At 39.4% G+C, this 24,016-nt stretch carries 21 protein-coding genes; 7 read left to right on the top strand and 14 right to left on the bottom strand.

Going from position 1 to position 24,016, the window contains the following annotated elements; genetic code table 11:
- The first annotated feature begins 146 nt into the window (after nt 1-146).
- The 3 genes from QM867_RS02980 to zwf all read left to right on the top strand — a co-directional run bounded on the left by QM867_RS02980 (nt 147) and on the right by zwf (nt 4,907).
- Nucleotides 147-2,321, top strand: a complete 2,175-nt coding sequence (locus QM867_RS02980) for an ABC transporter substrate-binding protein/permease (RefSeq protein WP_414315139.1) — start codon at nt 147-149, stop codon at nt 2,319-2,321.
- The gene (locus QM867_RS02975; protein ID WP_049503260.1) at nt 2,321-3,061 is read left to right on the top strand and encodes an amino acid ABC transporter ATP-binding protein; all 741 of its coding nucleotides are present in this window, start codon (nt 2,321-2,323) and stop codon (nt 3,059-3,061) included. Before QM867_RS02980 ends, QM867_RS02975 begins: the two co-directional genes overlap by 1 nt.
- A 358-nt stretch (nt 3,062-3,419) precedes the next feature.
- The gene (gene zwf / locus QM867_RS02970) at nt 3,420-4,907 is read left to right on the top strand and encodes a glucose-6-phosphate dehydrogenase (RefSeq protein ID WP_414315138.1); all 1,488 of its coding nucleotides are present in this window, start codon (nt 3,420-3,422) and stop codon (nt 4,905-4,907) included.
- Nucleotides 4,908-4,944: 37 nt separating this feature from the next.
- Here zwf and ftsY read toward each other — a convergent pair whose 3' ends face one another.
- The 6 genes from ftsY to rnc all read right to left on the bottom strand — a co-directional run bounded on the left by ftsY (nt 4,945) and on the right by rnc (nt 13,134).
- Nucleotides 4,945-6,399 (bottom strand): signal recognition particle-docking protein FtsY, encoded by a 1,455-nt coding sequence (ftsY, locus tag QM867_RS02965; RefSeq protein ID WP_414315137.1) that lies wholly within the window; start codon nt 6,397-6,399, stop codon nt 4,945-4,947.
- Nucleotides 6,400-6,402: 3 nt separating this feature from the next.
- Nucleotides 6,403-7,221 (bottom strand): Cof-type HAD-IIB family hydrolase, encoded by an 819-nt coding sequence (locus QM867_RS02960; RefSeq protein ID WP_248034126.1) that lies wholly within the window; start codon nt 7,219-7,221, stop codon nt 6,403-6,405.
- Nucleotides 7,221-8,012 (bottom strand): Cof-type HAD-IIB family hydrolase, encoded by a 792-nt coding sequence (locus QM867_RS02955; RefSeq protein ID WP_000594105.1) that lies wholly within the window; start codon nt 8,010-8,012, stop codon nt 7,221-7,223. Before QM867_RS02955 ends, QM867_RS02960 begins: the two co-directional genes overlap by 1 nt.
- Before the next feature lie 147 nt (nt 8,013-8,159).
- Nucleotides 8,160-8,819 (bottom strand): trimeric intracellular cation channel family protein, encoded by a 660-nt coding sequence (locus QM867_RS02950; protein ID WP_414315136.1) that lies wholly within the window; start codon nt 8,817-8,819, stop codon nt 8,160-8,162.
- An 86-nt stretch (nt 8,820-8,905) separates the two neighbouring features.
- The gene (smc, locus tag QM867_RS02945; RefSeq protein ID WP_414315135.1) at nt 8,906-12,445 is read right to left on the bottom strand and encodes a chromosome segregation protein SMC; all 3,540 of its coding nucleotides are present in this window, start codon (nt 12,443-12,445) and stop codon (nt 8,906-8,908) included.
- Nucleotides 12,436-13,134, bottom strand: a complete 699-nt coding sequence (rnc, locus tag QM867_RS02940; protein WP_315639282.1) for a ribonuclease III — start codon at nt 13,132-13,134, stop codon at nt 12,436-12,438. The genes smc and rnc overlap by 10 nt, the downstream gene beginning before the upstream one ends.
- A 153-nt stretch (nt 13,135-13,287) precedes the next feature.
- On the opposite strand from rnc, the gene QM867_RS02935 reads away from it, so the two are divergent.
- The 3 genes from QM867_RS02935 to ffh are packed head-to-tail and all read left to right on the top strand — an operon-like array spanning nt 13,288 to nt 15,424.
- On the top strand, nt 13,288-13,620 hold the full coding sequence (locus QM867_RS02935) for a putative DNA-binding protein (RefSeq protein ID WP_049503199.1): 333 nt from the start codon (nt 13,288-13,290) through the stop codon (nt 13,618-13,620).
- A 2-nt stretch (nt 13,621-13,622) separates the two neighbouring features.
- Entirely contained in the window at nt 13,623-13,838 is a 216-nt protein-coding gene (locus tag QM867_RS02930; protein ID WP_414294636.1) for a 2-oxoglutarate:acceptor oxidoreductase, read from the top strand.
- Nucleotides 13,839-13,858: 20 nt separating this feature from the next.
- Nucleotides 13,859-15,424: a signal recognition particle protein gene (ffh, locus tag QM867_RS02925; RefSeq protein WP_414315134.1), complete on the top strand. Its 1,566-nt coding sequence runs from the start codon at nt 13,859-13,861 to the stop codon at nt 15,422-15,424.
- Between the two features lie 23 nt (nt 15,425-15,447).
- Here ffh and QM867_RS02920 read toward each other — a convergent pair whose 3' ends face one another.
- From QM867_RS02920 to QM867_RS02895, 6 genes are all read right to left on the bottom strand, one after another.
- On the bottom strand, nt 15,448-16,338 hold the full coding sequence (locus QM867_RS02920; RefSeq protein WP_414315133.1) for an RluA family pseudouridine synthase: 891 nt from the start codon (nt 16,336-16,338) through the stop codon (nt 15,448-15,450).
- Nucleotides 16,328-16,789 (bottom strand): signal peptidase II, encoded by a 462-nt coding sequence (gene lspA / locus QM867_RS02915; protein WP_414315132.1) that lies wholly within the window; start codon nt 16,787-16,789, stop codon nt 16,328-16,330. Before lspA ends, QM867_RS02920 begins: the two co-directional genes overlap by 11 nt.
- Complete coding sequence (locus tag QM867_RS02910) at nt 16,786-17,694, bottom strand: LysR family transcriptional regulator (protein ID WP_414315131.1); 909 nt, start codon at nt 17,692-17,694, stop codon at nt 16,786-16,788. Before QM867_RS02910 ends, lspA begins: the two co-directional genes overlap by 4 nt.
- A gap of 156 nt (nt 17,695-17,850) precedes the next feature.
- The gene (gene sodA, locus QM867_RS02905) at nt 17,851-18,456 is read right to left on the bottom strand and encodes a superoxide dismutase SodA (RefSeq protein WP_006150800.1); all 606 of its coding nucleotides are present in this window, start codon (nt 18,454-18,456) and stop codon (nt 17,851-17,853) included.
- A gap of 69 nt (nt 18,457-18,525) precedes the next feature.
- The gene (holA, locus tag QM867_RS02900; RefSeq protein WP_315639291.1) at nt 18,526-19,563 is read right to left on the bottom strand and encodes a DNA polymerase III subunit delta; all 1,038 of its coding nucleotides are present in this window, start codon (nt 19,561-19,563) and stop codon (nt 18,526-18,528) included.
- 32 nt (nt 19,564-19,595) lie between these two features.
- Nucleotides 19,596-20,531 carry a dihydroorotate oxidase gene (locus QM867_RS02895; RefSeq protein WP_315639293.1) on the bottom strand — a complete coding sequence of 312 codons (936 nt, stop codon included), beginning with the start codon at nt 20,529-20,531 and terminating at the stop codon, nt 19,596-19,598.
- Between the two features lie 229 nt (nt 20,532-20,760).
- On the opposite strand from QM867_RS02895, the gene gdhA reads away from it, so the two are divergent.
- Nucleotides 20,761-22,107 (top strand): NADP-specific glutamate dehydrogenase, encoded by a 1,347-nt coding sequence (gene gdhA / locus QM867_RS02890; protein ID WP_045763342.1) that lies wholly within the window; start codon nt 20,761-20,763, stop codon nt 22,105-22,107.
- A gap of 100 nt (nt 22,108-22,207) precedes the next feature.
- Here gdhA and QM867_RS02885 read toward each other — a convergent pair whose 3' ends face one another.
- Complete coding sequence (locus QM867_RS02885; RefSeq protein WP_414315130.1) at nt 22,208-22,852, bottom strand: TetR/AcrR family transcriptional regulator; 645 nt, start codon at nt 22,850-22,852, stop codon at nt 22,208-22,210.
- A 17-nt stretch (nt 22,853-22,869) separates the two neighbouring features.
- A complete protein-coding gene (locus QM867_RS02880) occupies nt 22,870-23,874 on the bottom strand; it encodes an NADP-dependent oxidoreductase (RefSeq protein WP_414315129.1) in 1,005 nt (334 codons plus the stop codon).
- Nucleotides 23,875-24,016: the final 142 nt, after the last annotated feature.

Here is a 24,016-nt window from a genome sequence, read left to right as displayed (position 1 = left end):
TACCATAAAAAGGATCGACTTACTGATTCTCAACTTCTTGCCATTTAGCAGCTTGTGTCACATCTTCTTACATGAAAATACTAAATATTTGCCAACTTTTTTAGTTTCTGCTATAATGGGTAAATATTCTAAAAAGGAGACTAAACATGAAGAAAAAAATCCTTGCATTTTTATTATTTTTATTTCCCTTATTCTCTTTAGGCTATGCTAATGCGGACACTATCAAGATTGTTAGTGATACTGCTTATGCACCCTTTGAGTTTAAAGATACAGACCAGACTTATAAAGGAATTGATGTCGACATCATCAATAAAGTCGCTGAGATAAAAGGATGGAATATCCAAATGTCTTATCCAGGCTTTGATGCTGCTGTAAATGCGGTCCAAGCAGGGCAAGCAGATGCGATCATGGCTGGTATGACAAAAACCAAAGAACGTGAAAACGTCTTTACCATGTCTGATACTTACTATGATACAAAAGTTGTCATCGCAACGACTAAATCTAACAAAATCACTAAGTATGAAGAACTCAGTGGTAAAACTGTTGGTGTTAAAAACGGTACTGCCGCACAACGTTTCCTAGAAAGCATCAAAGATAAATATGGTTTCACTATCAAAACCTTTGATACTGGTGATTTGATGAATAACAGTCTCAGTACAGGGGCTGTAAATGCCATCATGGATGACAAACCAGTCATCGAGTACGCTATTAACCAAGGGCAAGATCTCAGTATCAACATGGACGGAGAAGCCGTTGGAAGCTTTGCTTTCGGTGTTAAAAAAGGCAGCAAGTACGAATACCTAGTTACAGAATTTAACGAAGCTTTAGCTCAGATGAAAAAAGATGGTAGCTTGGACAAAATTATCAATAAATGGACAAACTCTTCTAAAACTAGTTCACAAGTGACTTCTCTCACTTCAACTACAAGCGCAGGTCAAAAAGCTACTCCAGTCAAATCAAAATACGTTATCGCTAGTGATTCATCATTCGCACCATTTGTCTTCCAGAACTCAAGTAACCAATACACTGGTATCGATATGGACTTGATCAAGGCTATTGCCGAAGACCAAGGTTTTGAAATTGAAATCACCAACCCAGGATTTGACGCTGCTATTAACGCAGTTCAATCTGGTCAAGCTGATGGTATGATTGCTGGTATGTCTGTTACGGATGCTCGTAAAGAAACCTTTGATTTCTCGGATTCTTACTACACTGCCAATACCATTCTAGGTGTTAAAGAATCAAGCACGATTGCATCTTATGAGGACCTCAAGGATAAGACCGTTGGTGTGAAAAACGGTACGGCTTCTCAAACCTTCCTAACTGAAAATCAAAGCAAATATGGTTATAAAATTAAAACCTTTGCAGACGGTTCATCTATGTATGACAGCTTGAACACAGGTTCAATTGACGCCGTGATGGATGACGAACCAGTTCTTAAATACTCTATTAGCCAAGGACAAAAATTAAAAACACCAATCGAAGGTACTCCAATCGGTGAAACTGCTTTTGCAGTTAAAAAGGGAAGCAATCCTGAATTGATTGAAATGTTCAACAACGGTCTTGCAAATCTTAAAGCAAGTGGTGAATTCCAAAAGATTCTTGATAAATACCTTGCAACTGATTCAACAAGTGAATCATCAGCTGTTGACGAAACTACTATCTGGGGCTTGTTGAAAAACAACTACAAACAACTCCTAAGTGGACTTGGAATTACCCTTTCTCTAGCTTTGATTTCCTTTGCAATTGCGATTGTTATCGGGATTATCTTTGGTATGTTTAGCGTTAGTCCTTATAAATCACTTCGTCTTATTTCAGAAATCTTTGTCGATGTGATTCGTGGTATTCCATTGATGATTCTTGCTGCCTTTATCTTCTGGGGAGTTCCTAACTTTATCGAATCCCTTACAGGCCAACAGAGTCCAATCAATGACTTTGTCGCTGGTACAATCGCCCTCTCCCTAAACTCAGCCGCTTATATCGCTGAAATTGTTCGTGGTGGTATTAAGGCTGTTCCTATCGGACAAATGGAAGCTAGTCGAAGCCTTGGTATCTCTTACAGTAAAACCATGCGTAAGATTGTCTTGCCACAAGCAACCAAACTTATGCTTCCAAACTTCGTCAACCAATTTGTTATCGCACTTAAAGATACAACTATCGTATCTGCAATCGGTTTGGTCGAACTCTTCCAGACTGGTAAGATTATCATTGCTCGTAACTACCAAAGTTTCAAAATGTATGCAATTCTCGCAGTCTTCTATCTTGTGATTATCACTCTTCTTACTAGACTTGCAAAACGCTTAGAAAAGAGGATTCAATAATGGCTAAATTAAAAATCGATGTCGATAATTTACATAAGCAATATGGTAAAAACAAAGTCCTAAAAGGAATCTCAGCAAAATTCTATGAAGGAGATGTTGTTTGTATCATTGGACCTTCTGGTTCAGGTAAATCAACTTTCTTGCGTAGCTTGAATCTCCTTGAGGAAGGTACAAAAGGTCATATCACAGTTAATGGCTATGATTTGACGGATAAAGCAACCAACGTGGACCACGTTCGTGAAAATGTCGGAATGGTGTTCCAGCACTTCAATCTTTTCCCACACATGACGGTATTGGAAAATATCACTTTCGCTCCAGTAGAGCATAAGTTGATGACTAAGGCCGAAGCTGAAAAATTGGGAATGGAACTCCTTGAAAAAGTTGGATTGGCTGATAAGGCTAATGCTAATCCTGAAAGCCTATCAGGTGGTCAAAAACAGCGTGTGGCTATCGCTCGCGGTCTAGCCATGAACCCTGATATCATGCTCTTTGACGAACCAACTTCTGCCCTTGACCCTGAGATGGTCGGCGACGTTCTTAACGTTATGAAGGAATTGGCTGAACAAGGCATGACCATGATCATCGTAACCCACGAAATGGGATTCGCCCGCAAGGTTGCCAATCGTGTGATCTTTACTGCTGACGGTGAATTTCTTGAGGACGGAACACCTGACCAAATCTTTGACAACCCACAACATCCGCGTCTTAAAGAATTTTTAGACAAGGTTCTAAACGCCTAGAAGAGATTGGGCAAAAAGTCTTTATAATCAAAAAAACGCATTGTATCAGATATTAAAAACTTGATATTATGCGTTTTATTGTGGAAAGATTTACTTCGGTTGCTCCTAATACTCAATGAAAATCAAAGAGCAAACTAGGTAGCTAGCCGAAAGCTGTACTTGAGTACGGTAAGGCGACACTGACGTGGTTTGAAGAGATTTTCGAAGAGTATAAAATTAAGTTTTTGCCCAGACTCTTAATATAGACGTATTGGATTTTTGGATTTTTTAGAAAATTATGATAAAATAAAGAATATGAAAAATGGGGACTCCTCATGCCTAGTTTAACTAGGAAACAAAATAGAAATTAGGTAGCTAGATGTCATCAAAAGTTATTGTTACAATTTTCGGTGCAAGTGGGGATTTGGCCAAACGTAAGCTCTACCCTTCACTTTTTAGACTTTATAAATCAGGTAATCTTTCTGATCATTTTGCTGTTATTGGAACTGCTCGTAGACCTTGGAGTAAGGAGTATTTCGAATCTGTCGTTGTCGAATCTATTTTAGACTTGGCAGATAGTGTGGAAGAAGCTCAAGCATTTGCGAGTCATTTTTACTATCAAAGCCACGATGTTAATGACACTGAGCACTACATCGAATTACGCAAGCTTCAGGCTGAATTAAACGAAAAATATCAGACTGAGCACAACAAACTCTTCTTCCTCTCAATGGCACCTCAGTTCTTTGGTACCATCGCCAAACACCTCAAATCTGAGCAGATTGTTGATGGTAAAGGCTTTGAACGTTTGATCGTTGAGAAACCTTTTGGAACCGACTATGAGACTGCTAGCAAATTAAACGAAGAACTCCTAGCTACTTTTAACGAAGAGCAAATCTATCGTATCGACCACTATCTTGGCAAGGAAATGATTCAAAGCATATTTGCCATTCGTTTTGCTAATATGATTTTTGAAAATGTTTGGAATCGTGAACACATCGATAATGTTCAAATTACCTTTGCAGAACGTCTTGGTGTTGAAGAGCGTGGTGGCTACTATGATGAGTCTGGTGCCCTTCGTGATATGGTTCAAAACCATACACTCCAACTCCTGTCGCTCTTAGCTATGGATAAACCAGCAAGCTTTACCAAGGATGACATTCGCGCAGAGAAAATCAAGGTCTTCAAGAACCTTCACCACCCTACAGATGAAGAACTTAAAGAGCACTTCATCCGTGGTCAATATCGTTCTGGTAAAGTTGATGGCATGAAATACATCTCTTACCGTAGCGAACCAAATGTCAACCCAGAATCAATGACAGAAACCTTTGCTTCAGGTGCCTTCTTTGTAGATACCGACCGCTTCCGTGATGTACCTTTCTTCTTCCGTACAGGTAAACGACTAACTGAAAAAGGAACACACGTGAACATTGTCTTCAAACAAATGGATTCAATCTTTGATCAACCTCTAGCACCAAATATTTTGACAATCTACATCCAACCAACAGAAGGATTCTCACTTAGCCTAAACGGTAAAGAGGTTGGTGAAGAGTTTAAGCTTGCACCTAATTCGCTTGATTACAGAACAGATGCAACTGCAACGGGTGCTTCACCAGATCCATATGAAAAACTTATCTATGATGTTTTGAACAATAATTCAACTAACTTTAGCCACTGGGATGAAGTGAGTGCATCATGGAAATTGATTGACCGTATCGAAAAGCTTTGGGCTGAAAACGGTGCTCCACTTCATGACTACAAGGCTGGTAGCATGGGACCTCAAGCTAGCTTTGAACTCCTTGAAAAATACGGTGCTGAGTGGACTTGGCAACCAGATATCGCCTATCGTAAAGATGGTCGTTTAGAATAGAAAAAATATCCTGCAAGAATTCTTGCAGGATTTTCTTTTAAATCAAACCTTCTAGAAGGCCTTTCATAAAGTTCTCAGAATTGAATTCACCGATATCATCGATTTTTTCACCAAATCCAATCAACTTAACAGGAATATTGAGTTCTTCACGAATAGCCAGAACGACACCACCTCGAGCAGTTCCATCGATTTTGGTTAAGACAATTCCTGTAACAGGAGTAATTTTTGAAAATTCTTTGGCTTGTACAAGAGCGTTTTGACCTGTTGAGGCATCCAGAGCTAGGAAGGTTTCATGCGGAGCTTCTGGCACAACTCGTTTGATGATGCGACCAATTTTTTCCAACTCTGCCATCAAGTTTTCCTTGTTTTGTAAACGGCCAGCTGTATCAATCATGAGAATGTCAATACCTTCTGCTACTGCTCGTTCCATCCCGTCAAAGACCACACTGGCTGGATCTGCTTTTTCAGGCCCAGTAACCACAGGAACATCTACACGACGGCCCCATTCTGCTAACTGAGCTACCGCACCAGCACGGAAGGTATCCGCAGCAACAAGCATGACTTTCTTGCCTGCTTGCTTGTAGCGATGCGCTAATTTACCGATTGAAGTTGTTTTCCCGACACCATTAACACCTACAAAGAGCATGACTGTCAAACCATCTTGGAAGTTAATGCTTTCATTGTACTGTCCATCTTTTTCGTAAAGCTCTACCAATTTTTCGATGATGACACGACGGAGGACATCTGGTTTCTTGGCATTTTCAAGTTTTGCTTCATAGCGCAATTCTTCAGTGAGATTTGAAGCTACCTGTACACCAACGTCACTCATGATGAGCAGTTCTTCTAGTTCTTCGAAGAATTCTTCATCAACAGAGCGGAAGTTAGCAAAGAAAGCATTCAAACGAGCTCCAAAGCCCGTACGAGTTTTCTTGAGACTACGGTCATATTTTTCCTGTACAGTCTCTTGAACTTGAGGAATTTCTTCGATTACTAGATCTTCTTCCTCTTCTTCAGAAGTATCTGACTCCGTCTCGTCTGGTTGAACTTGATCAGCTTCTTCATCGTCGCTATCACTTGAAGGTACTTCTTCGACTGGTGACTCAGGTTCTTCTGCAACAAACTCAACTACTTCTTGAGAGCTGTCTTCAGTTTCTTCAACTTCTGTTGACTCTGACTCTTCCTGACAACAATGACACTCAGTTTCCTCTTCAAACTGAGTCTCTTCTTTCTGAGGGGCGGTTTCTGCTTCAACTGTCTCTAGAATAGTTTCTGCTACTGGTTCTTCCGACTCACTATCTTCTTTAAAATAAGTTTCCTCAAATTCTGAACTTTGGTCGATTTCTTCAGTAGTTTTCACTTCAACTTCTTCATTTACAAGTGCTTCAACTTCCTCGCCAGGTTCTGTCAGATCCAAGTTTTCCAAAGCTTCTTTAACAACTTCTTCGATTTTTGGTTCTTCTTTTCTACCAAATAAACGGTCAAATAATCCCATACTTTAGTTCTCCTTCAGTACATATTTTTCAATGGCCCAGGCAACAGCTTCCTCGTCATTGGTCATAGGGGTGACTACATTTGCAACTTCCTTGACCTCAGGCACTGCATTTTGCATAGCAACACCGAGTCCTGCCCACTCAATCATGGAAAGGTCATTGGCCTCATCTCCACAAGCCATCACCTGACTTCGGTCAATTCCTAGGTGGTCAATCAATTTATCTAATCCAGTAGCCTTATGAACGTTCTTTGGTGACCATTCCAAAAGCATGTCACGAGATTTAAAAATTTCATAATTGTTAAACAAGTCTGGAGAAATATTAGCAATTGCGGCATCCAGTGGTTCTTGGGCAAAAGCGGTCACACATTTGTTGTAGGTCATTTGACTAGACAAATCTTCAAAGTCAATTGGAACAAAAGTCAGAGCAGGATTAAATTTAGCATACAGACTCTCTTGATCTGATTGGATTTGGTAAACGGTTCCTTCTGAAATAGCATCTAAAGGAATGCCTAGTTTTTCAGTTTCCTCATAAATACGTGTCACATCATCAATCGAGAATACTGTCTTATCAAGGATTTCACCCGTATTTTTCTGAACCAATCCACCATTAAAGGTAATGGTATATTCATCATCATGACCGTCTGTCCCTAGCTCTTTGAGGAAGAAATCCATAGCCTTGAGGGGACGTCCAGTTGTCAGTACCACTTTGACTCCCTGATCACGCGCAGCCTTTAAAGTTGCCTTGGTACGATCAGTTAATTTCTTGTCTGTCGTCAGCAAGGTTCCATCTAAGTCCAAAGCAATTAATTTAATATCTGCCATTACAATTCCTCCATATAAGCAATAACTGATTGGTCCTTGTGGTGTCCAATAATTGTTTCAGCAAGTTCTAAAATCTCTGGACGAGCATTTTCAGGTGCTACTGGATGCCCAACCACTTGCATCATGTGAAGATCATTTAGATTATCACCAAAGGCCATCACTTGATCCATATCCAGATTTAATTTCTTAGCCAATTCGACAATAGCGACTCCCTTATCAACATGGTCTAAAACGATATCAATGGATTCAAAGCCTGTCGTCATAGCCTTGACCCCAGGAACATGTTCATTAACCCAAGATTCTCCAGCGTCAACCGTTTCTTCAGTGAAGTTAGTTGTGAATTTGAAAATCTCATCGGTAATCTCTTCAAGACTGGCTACTTTTTTGATATTTTCATTGTAATGATGACTAAACATAAGATAGGTTTCATCTACTGTGTCTAATACATAGCAAGCCTCTTTACCAGTCAAGAGCATCTTTTTCTCATCAAAATAAGGTGAAGTCTTTAGTTTTTCAAATGTTGATAGGTAAAAATCTCGAGGCATGGTTGCTTCATAGAGGTCCTCTCCATGGAAACGAACGAGACTCCCATTTTCAGCAATGAAAATAATCTCATCTTTAACATCCGCAAAATGCTTTTCAAGTGACAAAAGCCCACGACCAGATGCAACAGCAAAGTAGATTCCTTTTTCTTGATAAGAATGGAGCAACTTTTTCAGACGCTCCATATCAAATTGACCGGCACCATCCAAAAAAGTACCGTCCATATCCGTTGCTACTAATTTAATCATAAAATTCTTCATACTCCAATTAATAAATCTACCTTCTATTATACCATAGAAAAAGTAAATAGCGCCTAATCCATATAAGATTAGACGCTGATAAAATGACTATTTTAAACTTATTTGCGGGTTTGGAATCAAACTTTCAGCCATTCATCAGTTCAAGGTTCTCTTATCCATATTTGGTAAAGAGAGCTTAAACTTAATAATACAGAGTCGAATCACAAAACCGACAATTGAGAGAATGATAAAAGCAGTGATTCTTGGAAAGTGAAGGACAAAGGCCAACCAGTAATAAATAACTCCAATTACGAAAGATAGTAGGGCATAGATGTCCTCTTTTAGAACACTTGGAACTTCGTTAATCAAGAGATCTCGGATGATACCTCCGCCAGCACCTGTTAAACAGGCCAAAATCCCAGCCGACATCAAGTTCAATTTACTATCAGCTAAAGCTGTGGCTCCGATTAGAGAGAAGATAATTAACCCAATCGAATCAAAGATGAGATAGGCTTCTCTCAGCCACTTATAGAATTTTTTTTCTTGACTAGCGTTGGCTTGTTTTGATGTCACAAAGGCATACATAATAACAGCTACTAGAATAGAGACATAAATCGGGCTGGGATCAGCAAGAGAGGAAGGAAAACGACTGATAATAGAATCTCTCAAAATCCCTCCGCCTACTGCCGTTACAATTGCCAATAAACTAATTCCAAAAATATCTAATCGTTTACCAAATCCTTTGATAGCACCTGAAGCAGCAAAGGCTATAGTCCCAATATAATTACAGATCATTAGGAATAGATCAAAATCCATATAAGCTCCTCAAATTATTTTGTAACCCTTCCGACTTCTTGAAGGTCATTTAAATGCTTAGATTAAAAATTTGTTACGAGCACTAACTAAGCATCCATATTCTCTAAGTCTTTTAGTTTAACCGAAACAATCTTAGAAACACCAGATTCTTGCATGGTCACACCATAGATAGAGTCTGCTGCAGCCATGGTTCCCTTACGGTGGGTAACAACGATAAACTGACTATCCTTATCAAATCGATTGAGATAATCCCCAAAACGTTTAACGTTAGCCTCATCAAGTGCGGCCTCTACCTCATCCAAAATAACAAACGGAATGGTCTTGACACGAATGATTGAGAAAAGCAAAGCAAGAGCTGACAAGGCCTTCTCTCCACCACTCATGAGGTTGAGAGATTGGATTTTCTTGCCCGGTGGTTGCACAGAGATTTCGACACCTGCTGTCAATAAATCACCTTCTGTCAGAATTAGGTCTGCTTGGCCACCACCAAACATCTGCTTGAAGGTCACCTTAAAGGACTCACGAATAGCTTCGAAAGTTGACTTAAAGCGTTCCTTCACTTCATCATTCATCTCTGTAATGGTTTCAAGAAGTAAGTTTTTAGCAGAAAGAATATCATCTCGCTGACTATTTAAGAATTCCAAGCGTTCGTGAACTTCGTCAAACTGTTCAATAGCATCCAAGTTAACCGGACCAAGTGAACGGATAGATTTTTCTAAATCCTTGACCTTTTGTTCAGCGACAGCCAAGTCTTCCAATTGGTTGGCTTGTTCTAACGCTTCAGTATAACTAATCTGGTATTCTTCAGTCAGTTGACCTTGAAGATAGCGAAGGCGGTCCGTAATCTTCTCTTTAGTTGCTTCTGCACGTGTTTGCTTACGAATCCATTCTTCATTTTGCTGACGAGCTTGATCCAAATGACTGGCAATATCATCCAACTGACCTTCAATATCATCTAGTTCAAACTGCTTACGAATGAGTCCTTGTTGAAGTTCTTCCTTCTGACTCTTGGCTTCTGCTTCCTGCTTGGCCAAAAGTTCTGTATCAACTTTTTCAAGATTGTCTACCTTTTCTTTGAGAAGACGTTCGATTTCATCTTGCTCGATATTGAGGTTCTCAAGTTCTTTGTTAATCCGTTCAATATCTGCAACTTCGTAACGTTTTTGTCCTATCATTTCTGTTTTGAGCAGACGTTCTTGGGAAAGTTTATCCTGCAAGTTTTGGTAACGTTCCTGGATAGCATTTTTATTGGACTTGATTTCTTCAATTTCTGATTCAAGCTTTTGCTTTTCAGTTGCAATGACTGCGAGACGTTCTTGGCATTTTTCTTTTTCAGCTTGCCAATCTCCACCTCTGAGATTGTTTAATTCTTTTTCTTGAAGTTCTAGAAGTGTTTCGAGTTCTTCGACTTGCTGGCAAGTTTGTTGATAAGCAAGATATAAGCCCTGCTCCTCTATACGAGCTTGCTCTCCATTAGACTTAATAGTTTCCAAAGTCTGAGCAAGGCTAGCTAAGTTTTCTTGAAGTGATTTAAGATTTTCTTCTTCCTGACCAAGAAGTTTTTCTTCTTGAGCAATCTCTTTTTGCAATTGCTCCAATTCAGGCTTGATGAAAATACTGTTATTTTGACGATTGGCACCACCAGCATAAGAACCACCTGTTCGCAATTCTGTACCATCTAGCGTTACCATACGAACCTGATAACGTACCTTACGAGCTGCATCACGTGCATGCTCTACCGTATCAAAGATTGCTGTTGTAGCTAGCAAGTTTTTAAAAATAGCTTCATGCTTAGCATCAAAAGTAACCAATTCATCTGCCATGCCAAGAAAACCAGGACTTGAGGCAATCACATCTTGGTTCTGACTAGAAATACAACGAGCCTTGATAGTTGTCAAAGGTAGGAAGGTAGCACGACCAGCTCGGTTTCTTTTTAGAAAGTCAATTGCCTTAGTAGCTGCCTGTTCATCTTCAACGATGATATGTTGGCTACTTGCCCCGAGGGCAATTTCAAGAGCTGTTTGATAACGAACATCAAAAGTTAAATGTTCACTGACCGCTCCGACAATACCGCCCAGGCGATTTTTTTCTTGTAGAACACTCTTAACACCTGCATAGAAATTACTATGGTTTTTTAGAATGTTTTCCAGACTTTGCGCCTTGGCCTGCTTGTTTTTCAGGCTATCCAAACGGTCAAAGAGTTGATTTTGCTGACTTTGATAAGCCTGCTTTTGTTCTTCTTCCTGTTTAGCATGCGTCTGATAGTCAGCAAGCAAGGTCTGTACTTTTTCTTTTGCTGATTTAAGAGCAGTTTCTTGCTCACTAGCCTTAGACTTGGCAGAAGCTAATTGTTCCTTCAAGGATACTAATTGTTCTTCTTGCTTTTGAGTCTGTTGGCGACTATTTTCAAGGTCATTCTCAATCCGTGTCAACTGGTTAGAGACATCCGCTTCTTCCTGCAAGAAAGCAACAAAGCGCTCACGCAATTGCTCAATCATTTGGTCTGGATCATCAGAAAAAGCTAGCAATTCAGCTTCTAAACGATTGAGTTCTTTATTATTAACAGCTAATTCTTCTTCTAGCTTATTTAGACTGTTTTCTTTTTCTTCCTTTTCCTGAATAAGAGTATTTCTCTTTTCATCTAAACTAGCCAAACGAGCCTGTGCCTCTTGTTGATTGAGAGCAACCTGCTCTGTCTCCAGTTTAGACAAGGCCAATTTCCGTTCTAAATCACTGATTAGAGCAGTCAAATCCATCAAACTAGTTTGATCTTTAGCCATCTCAGCCTGCAAATCATGACGTTTCTTTTTGAGAGCTTGATTTTCTTCTTCTAGCTCTTGTCGCTTTTGGTAATAGCTAGTTAGAAGTTCCTGAACTTGGTTTAATTCTCCTTCTGTCACATCCAATTCAGCCTTATTGGCTTGAATTTGTGCAACCAAAACGTCCAAGTAGATCGCTTTACGCTGACCGTCCAACTCCATAAATTTACGAGCTGTAGCTGCTTGCTTCTCCAAAGGCTTGATTTGATTGTCCAGCTCATATATGATGTCTTCTAAACGGTCTAGATTGTCCTGAGTTTGTTGCAGCTTGCTTTCTGTCTCTTTACGACGGGTTTTATACTTCAAAACTCCAGCCGCTTCTTCAAAGATAGCGCGACGTTCTTCAGGTTTGGAGTTAAAGATTTCTTCGACCTTCCCTTGGGAAATGATGGAAAAAGAATCACGTCCGAGACCAGTATCTAAGAAAAGATCATGGATATCACGAAGACGAACTTTTTTCCCGTCTATCTTGTACTCACTATCTCCACTCCGATAGATATGACGTTCAACTTTGATTTCCTGGCCTGCATCCTTGATAAAGCCATCTTGGTTATCCAAAGTAACAATAACAGAAGCGTAGTTTAGAGGCTTCCGACTTTCTGTTCCTGCAAAGATGACATCAGGCATCTTCCCACCACGCAGACTCTTGACACTAGATTCACCAAGTGCCCAACGGAGGCTTTCAGTGATATTTGATTTCCCAGAGCCATTTGGTCCTACAACCGCCGTCACCCCTTGGTCAAAAACAACCTTGGTCTTGTCAGCAAAGGACTTAAACCCTTGGATCTCAATTTCCTTTAAATACATGAATCCAGCCCTTTCTCAACTGCATTTTTAGCGGCTTCCTGCTCGGCCAATTTTTTAGAGCGTCCTTTACCTGAACCTAGACTTTGTCCCTCAACAAGGACTTCAACCTCAAACATCTTATCATGGGCTGGCCCAATCTCTGAAATCACCTGATAACGAATATCAACATCTCCATTAACTTGGAGCAATTCTTGCAGGTGAGTCTTATAATCCTTGATCATCTCAAAATCGCCAGCTTCAACCTTTGGAATCATGACTTGGTAGATAAAGTTTTTTACAGTCATTATATCCTTGTCTAAAAGCAGAGCCCCCAAAAAGGCTTCAAAGGCGTCACCCAAGATCGTATCTCGGTTACGGCCTCCCGATTTTTCCTCACCCTTACCAAGCTTGATAAACTGGTCAAACTGACAATCACGGGCAAAACCAGCCAAACTCTCCTCACGGACAATCATAGCTCGTAGTTTTGACAGGTCCCCTTCTGGTTTTTTAGGGTATTTTTTAAACAGATATTCTGAAATCAATAATTGCAGAACAGCGTCTCCTAAAAATTCCAAGCGTTCGTTGTGTGAAATTTTTAAGAGGCGGTGCTCATTGGCATAACTGGTATGGGTAAAAGCTGTTTCAAGTAAGCTTTTATCTGTAAAAACAAGTTCAAAACGGTCTTGTAACACTGATTCTAATTCTTTCATGACTACCTCTTTCTAAATCATTATAATCCTATCCATTATATCAAAAAAAGGCTTCATAGTCAGAAAAGAACAGTGAAAAGCTTATTTTCTAACTTCTAGCTAAAATCAGCCCCCAGCTAGCGGATTGGGCTTTTTTTTGGTATAATAAATCTTATGGAAATTGAAAAAACCAATCGAATGAATGCTCTGTTTGAATTTTATGCAGCCCTTTTGACTGATAAGCAAATGAACTATATCGAACTCTACTATGCAGACGACTATAGTTTAGCTGAAATCGCTGAAGAATTCGGTGTCAGTCGCCAGGCCGTTTATGATAATATCAAACGAACTGAAAAGATTCTGGAAGACTATGAGATGAAGCTCCATATGTACTCTGATTACATTGTTCGCGGTCAGATTTTTGACCAGATTTTGGAGCGCTACCCAGAAGACAGTTTTCTACAAGAGCAAATTGAGATTTTGACCAGTATTGATAATAGGGAGTAATCATGGAAAATCTTGTTGTCTATAAAGGAATACCTTGCAAACTATTAGCTGCAGAGGAACCATTTCCTACTCGACTACAGATTATCTCGCCCAATGATATCTCCAAAGCTATGCAAATAGGTTTTAGCTGTTGGGGTTATCCAACTGAAATAATGAAAGAAGTCACCCCAGAAGAACTTGTCTCTTTACAAGATTTTGGACGATTTCCACCGAATTGATTTAATAATAGGAGAAAAAAATGGCATTTGAAAATTTAACAGAACGTTTGCAGAACGTCTTTAAAAATCTTCGTAAAAAAGGAAAAATTACAGAGAGCGATATCCAAGAAGCAACCAAAGAAATTCGTCTGGCTCTTTTAGAAGCCGACGTTGCTTTGCCTGTGGTTAAGGATTTTATCAAAAAGGTTCGTGAACGTGCGGTCGGTCATGAAGTCATTGACACCCTCAATCCAGCCCAACAAATCATCAAGATTGTCAATGAAGAATTGACAGAAGTCCTTGGTTCAGACACAGCTGAGATTATCAAGTCACCAAAAATCCCAACCATTATCATGATGGTCGGTTTGCAGGGGGCTGGTAAAACAACTTTTGCAGGCAAACTTGCTAACAAACTTAAAAAGGAAGAGGATGCTCGTCCTTTGATGATTGCAGCCGACATCTATCGTCCTGCTGCCATTGACCAGTTGAAAACACTTGGACAACAGATTGATGTTCCCGTATTTGCTCTTAGTACTGAAGTTCCTGCAGTTGAGATTGTTCGCCAAGGTTTGGAGCAAGCCAAAGCCAACCATAACGACTATATTTTGATCGATACGGCAGGTCGTTTGCAAATTGACGAACTTCTCATGAATGAGCTCCGTGATGTAAAAGCACTTGCTCAACCAAATGAGATTCTCTTGGTCATCGATGCCATGATCGGTCAGGAAGCTGCAAACGTTGCGCGTGAATTTAACGCTCAACTAGAAGTTACCGGTGTCATCCTTACCAAGATTGACGGGGATACTCGTGGTGGTGCTGCCCTTTCTGTTCGCCACATCACTGGAAAACCAATCAAATTCACTGGTACAGGTGAAAAGATTACTGACATTGAAACCTTCCACCCTGACCGTATGGCCAGCCGTATTCTCGGTATGGGAGATATGCTAACTCTGATCGAGAAAGCTTCCCAAGAATACGATGAGCAAAAAGCACTTGAAATGGCTGAAAAGATGCGTGAAAACACCTTTGATTTCAACGATTTCATCGATCAGTTGGATCAGGTGCAAAATATGGGTCCAATGGAAGATTTGCTCAAGATGATTCCTGGCATGGCCAACAATCCTGCCCTTCAAAATATGAAGGTGGATGAAAAACAAATTGCTCGCAAACGTGCCATCGTCTCTTCTATGACTCCTGAAGAACGTGAAAACCCAGACTTGCTTACTCCAAGTCGCCGTCGTCGTATCGCTGCCGGTTCTGGTAATACCTTTATCGAAGTCAACAAGTTCATCAAGGACTTCAACCAAGCTAAACAACTCATGCAAGGTGTCATGTCTGGTGACATGAACAAGATGATGAAGCAAATGGGCATCAACCCTAACAACCTTCCTAAAAATATGCCTGGTGGTATGGATATGTCTGCCCTTGAAGGTATGATGGGACAAGGTGGAATGCCTGACCTTTCAGCTCTTGGTGGAGCAGGAATGCCAGATATGAGCCAGATGTTTGGTGGAGGTCTCAAGGGCAAAATCGGGGAATTTGCTATGAAGCAATCCATGAAACGCATGGCTAATAAAATGAAAAAAGCTAAGAAAAAACGCAAATAAAAAGGACTCACTTGAGTCCTTTTTTAGTTATTTCGAAGTTTCTCTAAAGTCTCTTTAAAGATAGCTGGGATATCGGAAGTAAACTCCATAGTTTCACCTGTTCTTGGATGGGTAAATCCAAGTGTCTTGGCATGGAGGAATTGCCCATGTCCTTTCAGAGTTTTACGAGGACCATAAACCTCATCCCCAGCGACAGGATGACCGATGTAAGCCATGTGTACACGGATTTGGTGAGTTCTTCCAGTTTCCAGTTGCAATTCCAGCAAGGTATAATCACCAAAGCGCTCCAAGACTTGGAAACGTGTCACTGCTGGTTTACCTTTGGCAGTCACAGCTTGTTTCTTACGATCTTTTTCGCTACGACCGATTGGTGCTTCAATCACACCACGGTCATTTGGAAGATTTCCATGAACAATAGCCCAATATTTGCGAAGGGATTTTTTATCTTTAAGCTCTTGAGCCAGTGCTAAGTGTGCTTCATCATTTTTAGCAATCATCAAGAGACCAGATGTATCTTTATCAATACGATGGACAATTCCTGGACGCAAGACACCATTGATGCCCGATAGGTCCTTGATGTGGTACATAAGGGCGTTAACCAAGGTACCACTCGTATGTCCAACACTTGGATGAACAACCATCCCTTGAGGTTTATTGACTACTGCTACATCCTCATCTTGATAAATGATTTCTAGAGGAATATCTTCAGCTACATACTCCAAAACTTCTGGTTCTGGCACCTGATAAGTAACGACATCACCCCCTTGGACCGTATACTTGGCTTTTTTGACCTGACCATTTACCAAGACTTGACCTGATTTGATTTGTTCATTGGCGAGACTTCGCGACAGTTCTGTTAAATCTGACAAAGCCTTATCTAAGCGTAGTCCACCTGTTTCAATTTTAATTTCCATTCATTTCCTCTTTTAGCATTGCAAGCAATAATACAATCACTCCGACCGTCAGATAACTATCAGCCACATTGAATATGGCAAAATTGATAAAGTCTAAGTGAAACATATCCACGACAAATCCTTGGCTAATGCGATCAATGAAGTTTCCCAGACCACCTGCAATAATCAGAACCAATCCAAAGACTGTCCAGAGGGAATCCTCTATATGCTTATGCAGATACCAGATAGCTCCAACCATAACCACTAAAGTAATCACTGCAAAAAACCACTGTTGATCTTGAAGCATAGAGAAGGCTGCCCCCCTATTTTGCAGATAAGTCAAACTGACCAGATTTGGGATCCATGATTTAATTTCACCAAGAGCAATATTCTGAACGACATAAGATTTTACCAATTGGTCTAACACTATTAAGAGTGCTATGACTCCTGCTACTATTCCTCTTTTTTTCATGACTTCCTCTTCTGATCAAAATATTCTTGCATGACTTCTACGAAAAGAGTTCCAGCCTGACTAAGCTCCACTTCCTCACGTTTAACATAGACCATGCGATTATCCAAATTATCCTTGAGACGAATGACTGTAATCCCATTAACACTGTCACTATCTAAAAATCCAGAACCTGTCGCATAAGCATCCGTCCGCTCCAAAATACCATTCAAGGTAGCACGATCTGTCACATTGAACATCTGAGAACTGGCACTTGTATCCACAAAGTTTTCTGAGTAATAAAGATATTCATCCTTTTCTTGCGTGAATCGAACTGTTGGTAAATCTGCCAAATCCTCCATAACCAACTCTTTTTTCTTGGCTAAAGGATGTCCTTCACGCAGATAGATATGCGTCTGGAAAGAAATCAACTCAATCACTTCAAGACCTAGCTTTTCAACCCGTTGCATGATTCCTTTTTGGTTTTGATTATTAAGGTAGATAATTCCAATCTCACTATGTCCTTGGGCTACTTCATCCAAAATCTGAACAGTTGTAGATTCAAAAATACGAAAATTCTTATAGTCAGGATACTGTTGCGAAAAAGCTGTAATGGTTGGTGGCAAGAAATCATAGTGCTGGCTGGCTATTGAAAACTCATCTTTCTCCTCTTCAGGATTGGCATACTGATTTTGGAAAACATCAAATCCTTTAACCAACTCTTGTGCCTTTTCATAAAATTCCATCCCACGACGTGTAAGAAAAGTTCCTGAACTGGTTCTGCGGAAAATCTTAAAGCCAAGCTCTTTTTCCAAGTCTCTTACAGAAATAGATAGACTGGGTTGGCTAACGTACATCTTCTCAGCCGCTTCACGAAAAGTACCACTATTAGCAATAGCTACAACGTAGCGTAATTGTTGAATATTCATGATTTCTCCTTCGATTTCTATCTTATCATTATACCATAAATCAAGCCTATCCAACAAAGGAAAATTATGTGTCCTAGACTTCTTAGCAAAGTAAACAAAAAACACCTTTAAAGCTAGACCCAAAATCCAACTAAAAAGGGGTGTTATCAAATGCGATTATTTAGCTGCTGCGTAGAGTTCGTCTACTTTATTCCAGTTGATAACTGAGAAGAAAGCTTTGATGTAGTCAGGACGAACGTTGCGGTATTTCACGTAGTAGGCATGTTCCCAAACGTCCAAGCCCAAGATTGGTTTTTTACCTTCTGAGATTGGTGTGTCTTGGTTTGCTGTTGAAGTCACTTCAAGTTTACCTTCTTTGTTAACAACCAACCAAGCCCATCCAGAACCGAAACGAGTTGTTGCTGCTGCAGTAAAGGCTGCTTGGAATTCTTCGAATGAACCGAAAGTTTCATCGATTGCTGCTGCAAGTTCTGCTGATGGAGCTGTTTTCTCAGGAGTCATCAATTCCCAGAAAAGAGCATGGTTCAAGTGTCCACCACCATTGTTGATAAGCGCTTGACGAATATCAGCTGGGATAGATTCTACGTCAGCAAGCAAAGCTTCAAGGTCTTCACCGATTTCAGGGTGTTTTTCAAGAGCTGCATTTGCATTGTTAACGTAAGTTTGGTGGTGTTTGTCATGGTGCAAGTGCATTGTTTCAGCATCGATGTATGGTTCTAATGCATCGTAAGCGTATGGAAGATCTGGTAAGATAATAGCCATCTGTAATACCTCTTTTTCTTTCTATATAATGATGATAACGCAATCATCCTATTTTTTCAAGTTATTTGCTCAATTTGACTGGCTAGCAATCTGTAATAGAGCCTTCTCAAACAGGTAGCCTTTCTGATAAACTCCTGTCTTAATTTGATAATCAGCTTGGATGAGATAACGAATAGAATTCTGGAGAAAATCAAGGGATAGTCTTCGAGAATCACGAAGGGCAAATTTGATTTGATAGGGATTAGGATTGCGACCAAGATAGTGACCCAAACTGCTGACCATCTGGGACTCTGTCTGACCAGATTCTTGCAAAATTTTCACTTGTGTATAGAGTCTGAACTGTCCCAACATAATGGCAATCAGTTTAATCTCATCTTCTCCCTGCAAAGTCAAATCTTTCACTAAGTCCCTTGCTTGATCTATCTTCTTCGCTAGGATGAGCTGGGTTAAGTCAAAGATATTATCCTGCAAAGTCTTTGGAATGGCTTCAACAATATCTTCTTCTGTTATCAGACCACCATCCTTATAAGACAGTAAGAAGAGCAGGTTTTTCTGAATTTCACTGAATTGAAAACCTGACTTGATAAGTAACTGTTCAAAGGATTTTCCATCAAAGGTAAGTCCTTGTTCCTGAGCCCACTTTTGAAAATATGCTCGTATTTCTTGTTCTTTTGGCTCGATGGCTTCAAAAATCTTGGCATCCCTCTTGAGTAATTTGACTAAACGTCTCTTACTATCCAGCTTCCCTTCAGCAAAAATAACTAATTTACTCGTCGGAGATGGGTTTTCCAAATATTCTTCAAAAGCCTTAAGCTCGTCATCAGATAGATAGCGCTTTTTAGCTGTTGTTATATCGAGAAAATGATCTAAAATAACAATTTTTTCATCCGCAAAGAAAGGAAGACTGACCAGCTCTAGTTCCAAGCTTTTGTAGTCTACTTCTTTCATATCAAAATAAGCAAAGTTCAAATCAGCAGGATCGTAGCCGATTTGTTTGAGAACCTGTGTTTTCATGACGTCATACTGGCCTTGATCGCCCCCTGTAAACAGGGTCAAACTCGGAAGGTTCGCTAAGGACAGCTTTCGGCTTTCTTCTATGACTAGCATCTATTCTCCTTTCTTTTTAGTTTCGCTTTTCTTTAATCAATATAATTCAATTTCCCACGGAAATCTTCAAGGTTTTCATAACCTTTTTCCGTCATAATTTCTTTGAATTCCTTTGTAATACGTTCAAAAGAACCTACTCCTTCTTTATGAAGAGTAGTTCCTACCTGCACCATGCTGGCACCACATAGGATATGTTCAAAGGCATCACGTCCTGTTAATACTCCACCTGTTCCGATGATTTGGATTTCTGGATTTAAGCGTTGATAGAAAGCATGAACATTTGCAAGGGCAGTAGGTTTGATGTATTCTCCGCCAATCCCACCAAAGCCATTCTTAGGACGAATCACGACTGACTCATCTTCAATATAAAGACCATTTCCGATAGAGTTAACACAGTTGACAAACTTGAGCGGATATTTGTTAAAGATCGCTGCCGCTTGATCAAAATGAACAATATCAAAATAAGGTGGAAGCTTAATTCCTAAAGGTTTTGTAAAATACTCAAAGACTTCTGATAAGATACGATCTGTAGTTTCAAAGTCATAGGCAATCTGAGGTTTACCTGGAACATTTGGACATGAGAGATTGAGCTCAGTCAACCCACGAAAATCACTCTCTTGAACCTTTTTCAAGATGGTGTGAGTTTCCTCTGGAGACATTCCAACTAATGATAGAAAGAAGGTACGATTTGGTTCCTTTTCTTGTAACTCTAAAAGATAGTTTAAGTAATAATCTAAACCATTATTTGGTAGACCCATAGAGTTGATAGAGCCAAGTGGAACATCTTGATAACGTGGTTCAGGATTTCCCTGACGAAATTCCAAGGTTGCTGTCTTAGTGACAAAGGTTCCTGCTGCTGAGTTTTTAACACCTTCTAACTCCTCAATTGTCATACAAGCAACTCCTGCCGCATTCATCAAGCAATTGTCAAACTCAAAACCAGCAATCTGTGTTTTAGTTGATACCATGATTCTGTTCCTCCAGATTCCTTTTTATGTCTATTATTATACCATACTTTAACTTTTGCTTTTCAATAAAACCATTTCCATAGAAAATGTTCGTTTTTTAGCAAGTTTTGAATCAGTTGTGTCAAATTGAAAGAATTTTTAGAAAATTTGTGTTTTTTTCTTTACACTGAAAAAATTTTCTGCTATAATGACTCATGTAATAAAATATGACAACAAAAAGGAGAACGATATGACATCTGCTAAAGAATATATCCAAAGCGTGTTTGAAACTGTAAAAGCTCGTAACGGGCATGAGGCTGAATTTCTCCAGGCGGTTGAAGAATTCTTCAGCACTTTGGAGCCTGTCTTTGAAAAACACCCTGAGTATATTGAAGAAAATATCTTGGCACGTATCACTGAGCCAGAACGCGTAATTTCTTTCCGTGTTCCATGGGTTGACCGTGATGGAAAAGTTCAAGTTAACCGTGGTTACCGTGTTCAATTCAACTCAGCTGTTGGACCATATAAAGGCGGACTTCGTTTCCACCCAACTGTTAACCAAGGGATCTTGAAATTCCTCGGATTCGAACAAATCTTTAAAAACGTTTTGACTGGACTTCCAATCGGTGGAGGTAAAGGTGGATCAGACTTTGATCCTAAAGGTAAAACTGATGCTGAAGTGATGCGCTTCTGCCAAAGCTTCATGACTGAATTGCAAAAATACATCGGACCATCTCTTGACGTACCTGCTGGTGATATCGGTGTTGGTGGACGTGAGATTGGTTACCTTTACGGTCAATACAAACGCCTTAACCAGTTTGATGCTGGTGTCTTGACTGGTAAACCTCTTGGATTTGGTGGTAGCTTGATTCGTCCAGAAGCAACTGGTTACGGTTTGGTTTACTACACTGAAGAAATGCTTAAAGCTAACGGCAACAGCTTTGCTGGTAAGAAAGTTGTGATTTCAGGTTCTGGTAACGTAGCTCAATACGCTCTTCAAAAAGCAACTGAACTTGGTGCAACTGTTATCTCTGTATCTGACTCAAATGGTTATGTCATCGATGAAAATGGTATCGACTTTGACCTTCTTACAGACGTTAAAGAAAAACGCCGTGCTCGTTTGACTGAGTACGCTGCAGAAAAACCAACTGCTACTTACTATGAAGGTTCTGTATGGACTTACACTGGAAACTACGATATCGCTCTTCCATGTGCGACTCAAAATGAGATCAATGGTGAAGCTGCTAAACGCTTGGTTGCTCAAGGAGTTATCTGTGTATCTGAAGGAGCTAACATGCCTAGCGACCTTGAAGCTATCAAAGTCTACAAGGAAAATGGAATCCTTTACGGACCTGCCAAAGCTGCTAATGCTGGTGGTGTAGCTGTATCTGCTCTTGAAATGAGCCAAAACAGCCTTCGCCTTTCATGGACACGTGAAGAAGTTGACGGTCGTTTGAAAGATATCATGACTAACATCTTCAACACAGCTAAAACAACTGCAGAAACTTACGGTCTTGGAACTGACTACCTTGCAGGTGCAAATATCGCAGCCTTTGAAAATGTAGCAAACGCTATGATTGCACAAGGGATTGTGTAAGATAAATCAACACAAAAATCCTCAATCACTTCGATTGGGGATTTTTATTTTGGTTTTAAAAAGAGCTCTCTTAATTTTTTAGTGAACTTAAAATTAAGAGTTATTTTACGATAACTAAGGAAAAAGAAAGACATTCGACAATTTCATTTGTTACTTTATCAATGTTTATATCTTCTTTGTCATTTATAATCATAGGAACAATATAAGAAAGACTTAAAGCTAAAATATAGCGAACGATCCTTTCATTTGACCAATCTCGGATAACACCATTTTCTTTAAATTGATTCAAAACAGGACTAATCGGATTAATGATAGAGTGTACAATAATATTTCCTAACTCTTCAGAAATAGCTTTATCAATAAGTGAACGACTCAAAAGAATTTTAACTTGCATTTTATTGTTATGAATAAAAATTAACCTATCCCGAACGATGCTTCTTAGAAAAAGTGAAAAAGATTTTTGCTCTATTGTAAATCTCTTATCTGAAAAATCAGCAATCACTTCTGGAATAACTTGCTCTAGAAATGTAGATAAAATAGCATCTAGGATACCTTCCTTGGTTTTAAAATAACTAAAAACGGTTCCTTCTGAGACTCCAGCGTGTTCAGCAATAAGATGAGAAGTTGTATTTTCAAAACCAATCTCTGAAAATAATTTTAAACTTGACATTAATACTTGACGTTGTTTTAAACTTAAGCTACTGGATTTTAATGTCTCTGCGAACTTATATTCTATAGTTTCCATTGCTAATTCCTCCCTATCTATTCTTTTATCTTGATAATTCTTTTACCACGAGTATGCCCTAATTTCAGACTATGATAAGCCTCTCTAACAGACTCCAGAGAAAAACTATACTCTTTCTCAATATTTATCTGAACTTTTCCATCTGAAACCATCTCCTCTAGAATTCTTAAATCATCATATGTAGAATGTCTTGGCCCAGTGAACTGAGCCCCTTTTATCATAACAAATGGTGAAGGTACTAAAGTTCCAATATCAGTTCCGTTCAATCCAAGATGGAAAGCTAATTTAACGTAATCGCCACCATAGCAATCCAAGAATTTTGTAATAGGTTTTGGAGCTACTGATAAAAGAGACTTTGGGATATCCTCTTCATAAGTTACTGGTATAGCTCCTAAAGACTCTAAATATTTTGCATTATTCTTACTCGCAATACCAATAACAGTTGCGCCCTTAGCAACCGCATACTGTACTGCAATGCTACCAATGCCACCTGAAGCTGCTGAAATAACTACAACATCTTTTGAATTTAAATGAATTCTTCTAAAAGCACCTCCGACCGTTAAAGAGGCTACCCCCATAGTAGCAGCATGATTCATGTCAATCTTATCTGGTTTCAATGCGATTTCCGATTCATAAACATAAATTTCTGTTGCTAACGCACCCCTCTTAGTACCAAGTCCAGGATCACTTATTATTGTTCCAAAAACCTTGTCACCTACTGAAAAACGGCTCACTTGTTCACCAATTTCCGTTATAACACCAGAAAAATCCCTAGCGACACCTCTTGGAAATAAAGATGATTTTGATTCAAACCAACGACTTGGTTGTTTTAATTTTGTTAAGAAAGTCAAAAAACGAAGTGGCTTTGCCCCCTCGAAAGTTTTATAATCAATAGGATTTAAACCAACAGCAAATACTGCTACCCTAACTTGATTCATTTTTAATGGTTCAGATGTAATATTTACTAAATCTAGAACTTTCTCATCACCAAAACGATTATACTGTATTTCTTTAATAACCATTATCTAATTTTCCTAATTCCTAACGAATTGAGTGAGTACTCAATTAATTTTTTATATATTATACGCTTATTCTTCAAAGAAATCAACTGCTCTATGATTTTTAAACAAAAAGACCTATCCGAATGGATAGATCTTTATTTTC

This window comes from Streptococcus infantis, assembly GCF_047463635.1.
Taxonomy (GTDB): domain Bacteria; phylum Bacillota; class Bacilli; order Lactobacillales; family Streptococcaceae; genus Streptococcus; species Streptococcus infantis_W.
This window is presented reverse-complemented; position numbering and strand designations above follow the sequence as displayed.

What these genes read in the sequence shown, in the direction of transcription:
- QM867_RS02930 (WP_414294636.1), top strand. Translation starts at nt 13,623, where the DNA reads ATGGAAAATCTTGTTGTCTATAAAGGAATACCTTGCAAACTATTAGCT.
- QM867_RS02975 (WP_049503260.1), top strand. Translation starts at nt 2,321, where the DNA reads ATGGCTAAATTAAAAATCGATGTCGATAATTTACATAAGCAATATGGT.
- rnc (WP_315639282.1), bottom strand. Translation starts at nt 13,134, where the DNA reads ATGAAAGAATTAGAATCAGTGTTACAAGACCGTTTTGAACTTGTTTTT.
- smc (WP_414315135.1), bottom strand. Translation starts at nt 12,445, where the DNA reads ATGTATTTAAAGGAAATTGAGATCCAAGGGTTTAAGTCCTTTGCTGAC.
- lspA (WP_414315132.1), bottom strand. Translation starts at nt 16,789, where the DNA reads ATGAAAAAAAGAGGAATAGTAGCAGGAGTCATAGCACTCTTAATAGTG.
- QM867_RS02885 (WP_414315130.1), bottom strand. Translation starts at nt 22,852, where the DNA reads ATGGAAACTATAGAATATAAGTTCGCAGAGACATTAAAATCCAGTAGC.
- ftsY (WP_414315137.1), bottom strand. Translation starts at nt 6,399, where the DNA reads ATGGGATTATTTGACCGTTTATTTGGTAGAAAAGAAGAACCAAAAATC.
- gdhA (WP_045763342.1), top strand. Translation starts at nt 20,761, where the DNA reads ATGACATCTGCTAAAGAATATATCCAAAGCGTGTTTGAAACTGTAAAA.
- QM867_RS02920 (WP_414315133.1), bottom strand. Translation starts at nt 16,338, where the DNA reads ATGGAAATTAAAATTGAAACAGGTGGACTACGCTTAGATAAGGCTTTG.
- zwf (WP_414315138.1), top strand. Translation starts at nt 3,420, where the DNA reads ATGTCATCAAAAGTTATTGTTACAATTTTCGGTGCAAGTGGGGATTTG.
- QM867_RS02955 (WP_000594105.1), bottom strand. Translation starts at nt 8,012, where the DNA reads ATGATTAAATTAGTAGCAACGGATATGGACGGTACTTTTTTGGATGGT.
- holA (WP_315639291.1), bottom strand. Translation starts at nt 19,563, where the DNA reads ATGCTAGTCATAGAAGAAAGCCGAAAGCTGTCCTTAGCGAACCTTCCG.
- QM867_RS02960 (WP_248034126.1), bottom strand. Translation starts at nt 7,221, where the DNA reads ATGGCAGATATTAAATTAATTGCTTTGGACTTAGATGGAACCTTGCTG.
- ffh (WP_414315134.1), top strand. Translation starts at nt 13,859, where the DNA reads ATGGCATTTGAAAATTTAACAGAACGTTTGCAGAACGTCTTTAAAAAT.
- QM867_RS02910 (WP_414315131.1), bottom strand. Translation starts at nt 17,694, where the DNA reads ATGAATATTCAACAATTACGCTACGTTGTAGCTATTGCTAATAGTGGT.
- sodA (WP_006150800.1), bottom strand. Translation starts at nt 18,456, where the DNA reads ATGGCTATTATCTTACCAGATCTTCCATACGCTTACGATGCATTAGAA.
- QM867_RS02980 (WP_414315139.1), top strand. Translation starts at nt 147, where the DNA reads ATGAAGAAAAAAATCCTTGCATTTTTATTATTTTTATTTCCCTTATTC.
- QM867_RS02935 (WP_049503199.1), top strand. Translation starts at nt 13,288, where the DNA reads ATGGAAATTGAAAAAACCAATCGAATGAATGCTCTGTTTGAATTTTAT.
- QM867_RS02880 (WP_414315129.1), bottom strand. Translation starts at nt 23,874, where the DNA reads ATGGTTATTAAAGAAATACAGTATAATCGTTTTGGTGATGAGAAAGTT.
- QM867_RS02950 (WP_414315136.1), bottom strand. Translation starts at nt 8,819, where the DNA reads ATGGATTTTGATCTATTCCTAATGATCTGTAATTATATTGGGACTATA.
- QM867_RS02895 (WP_315639293.1), bottom strand. Translation starts at nt 20,531, where the DNA reads ATGGTATCAACTAAAACACAGATTGCTGGTTTTGAGTTTGACAATTGC.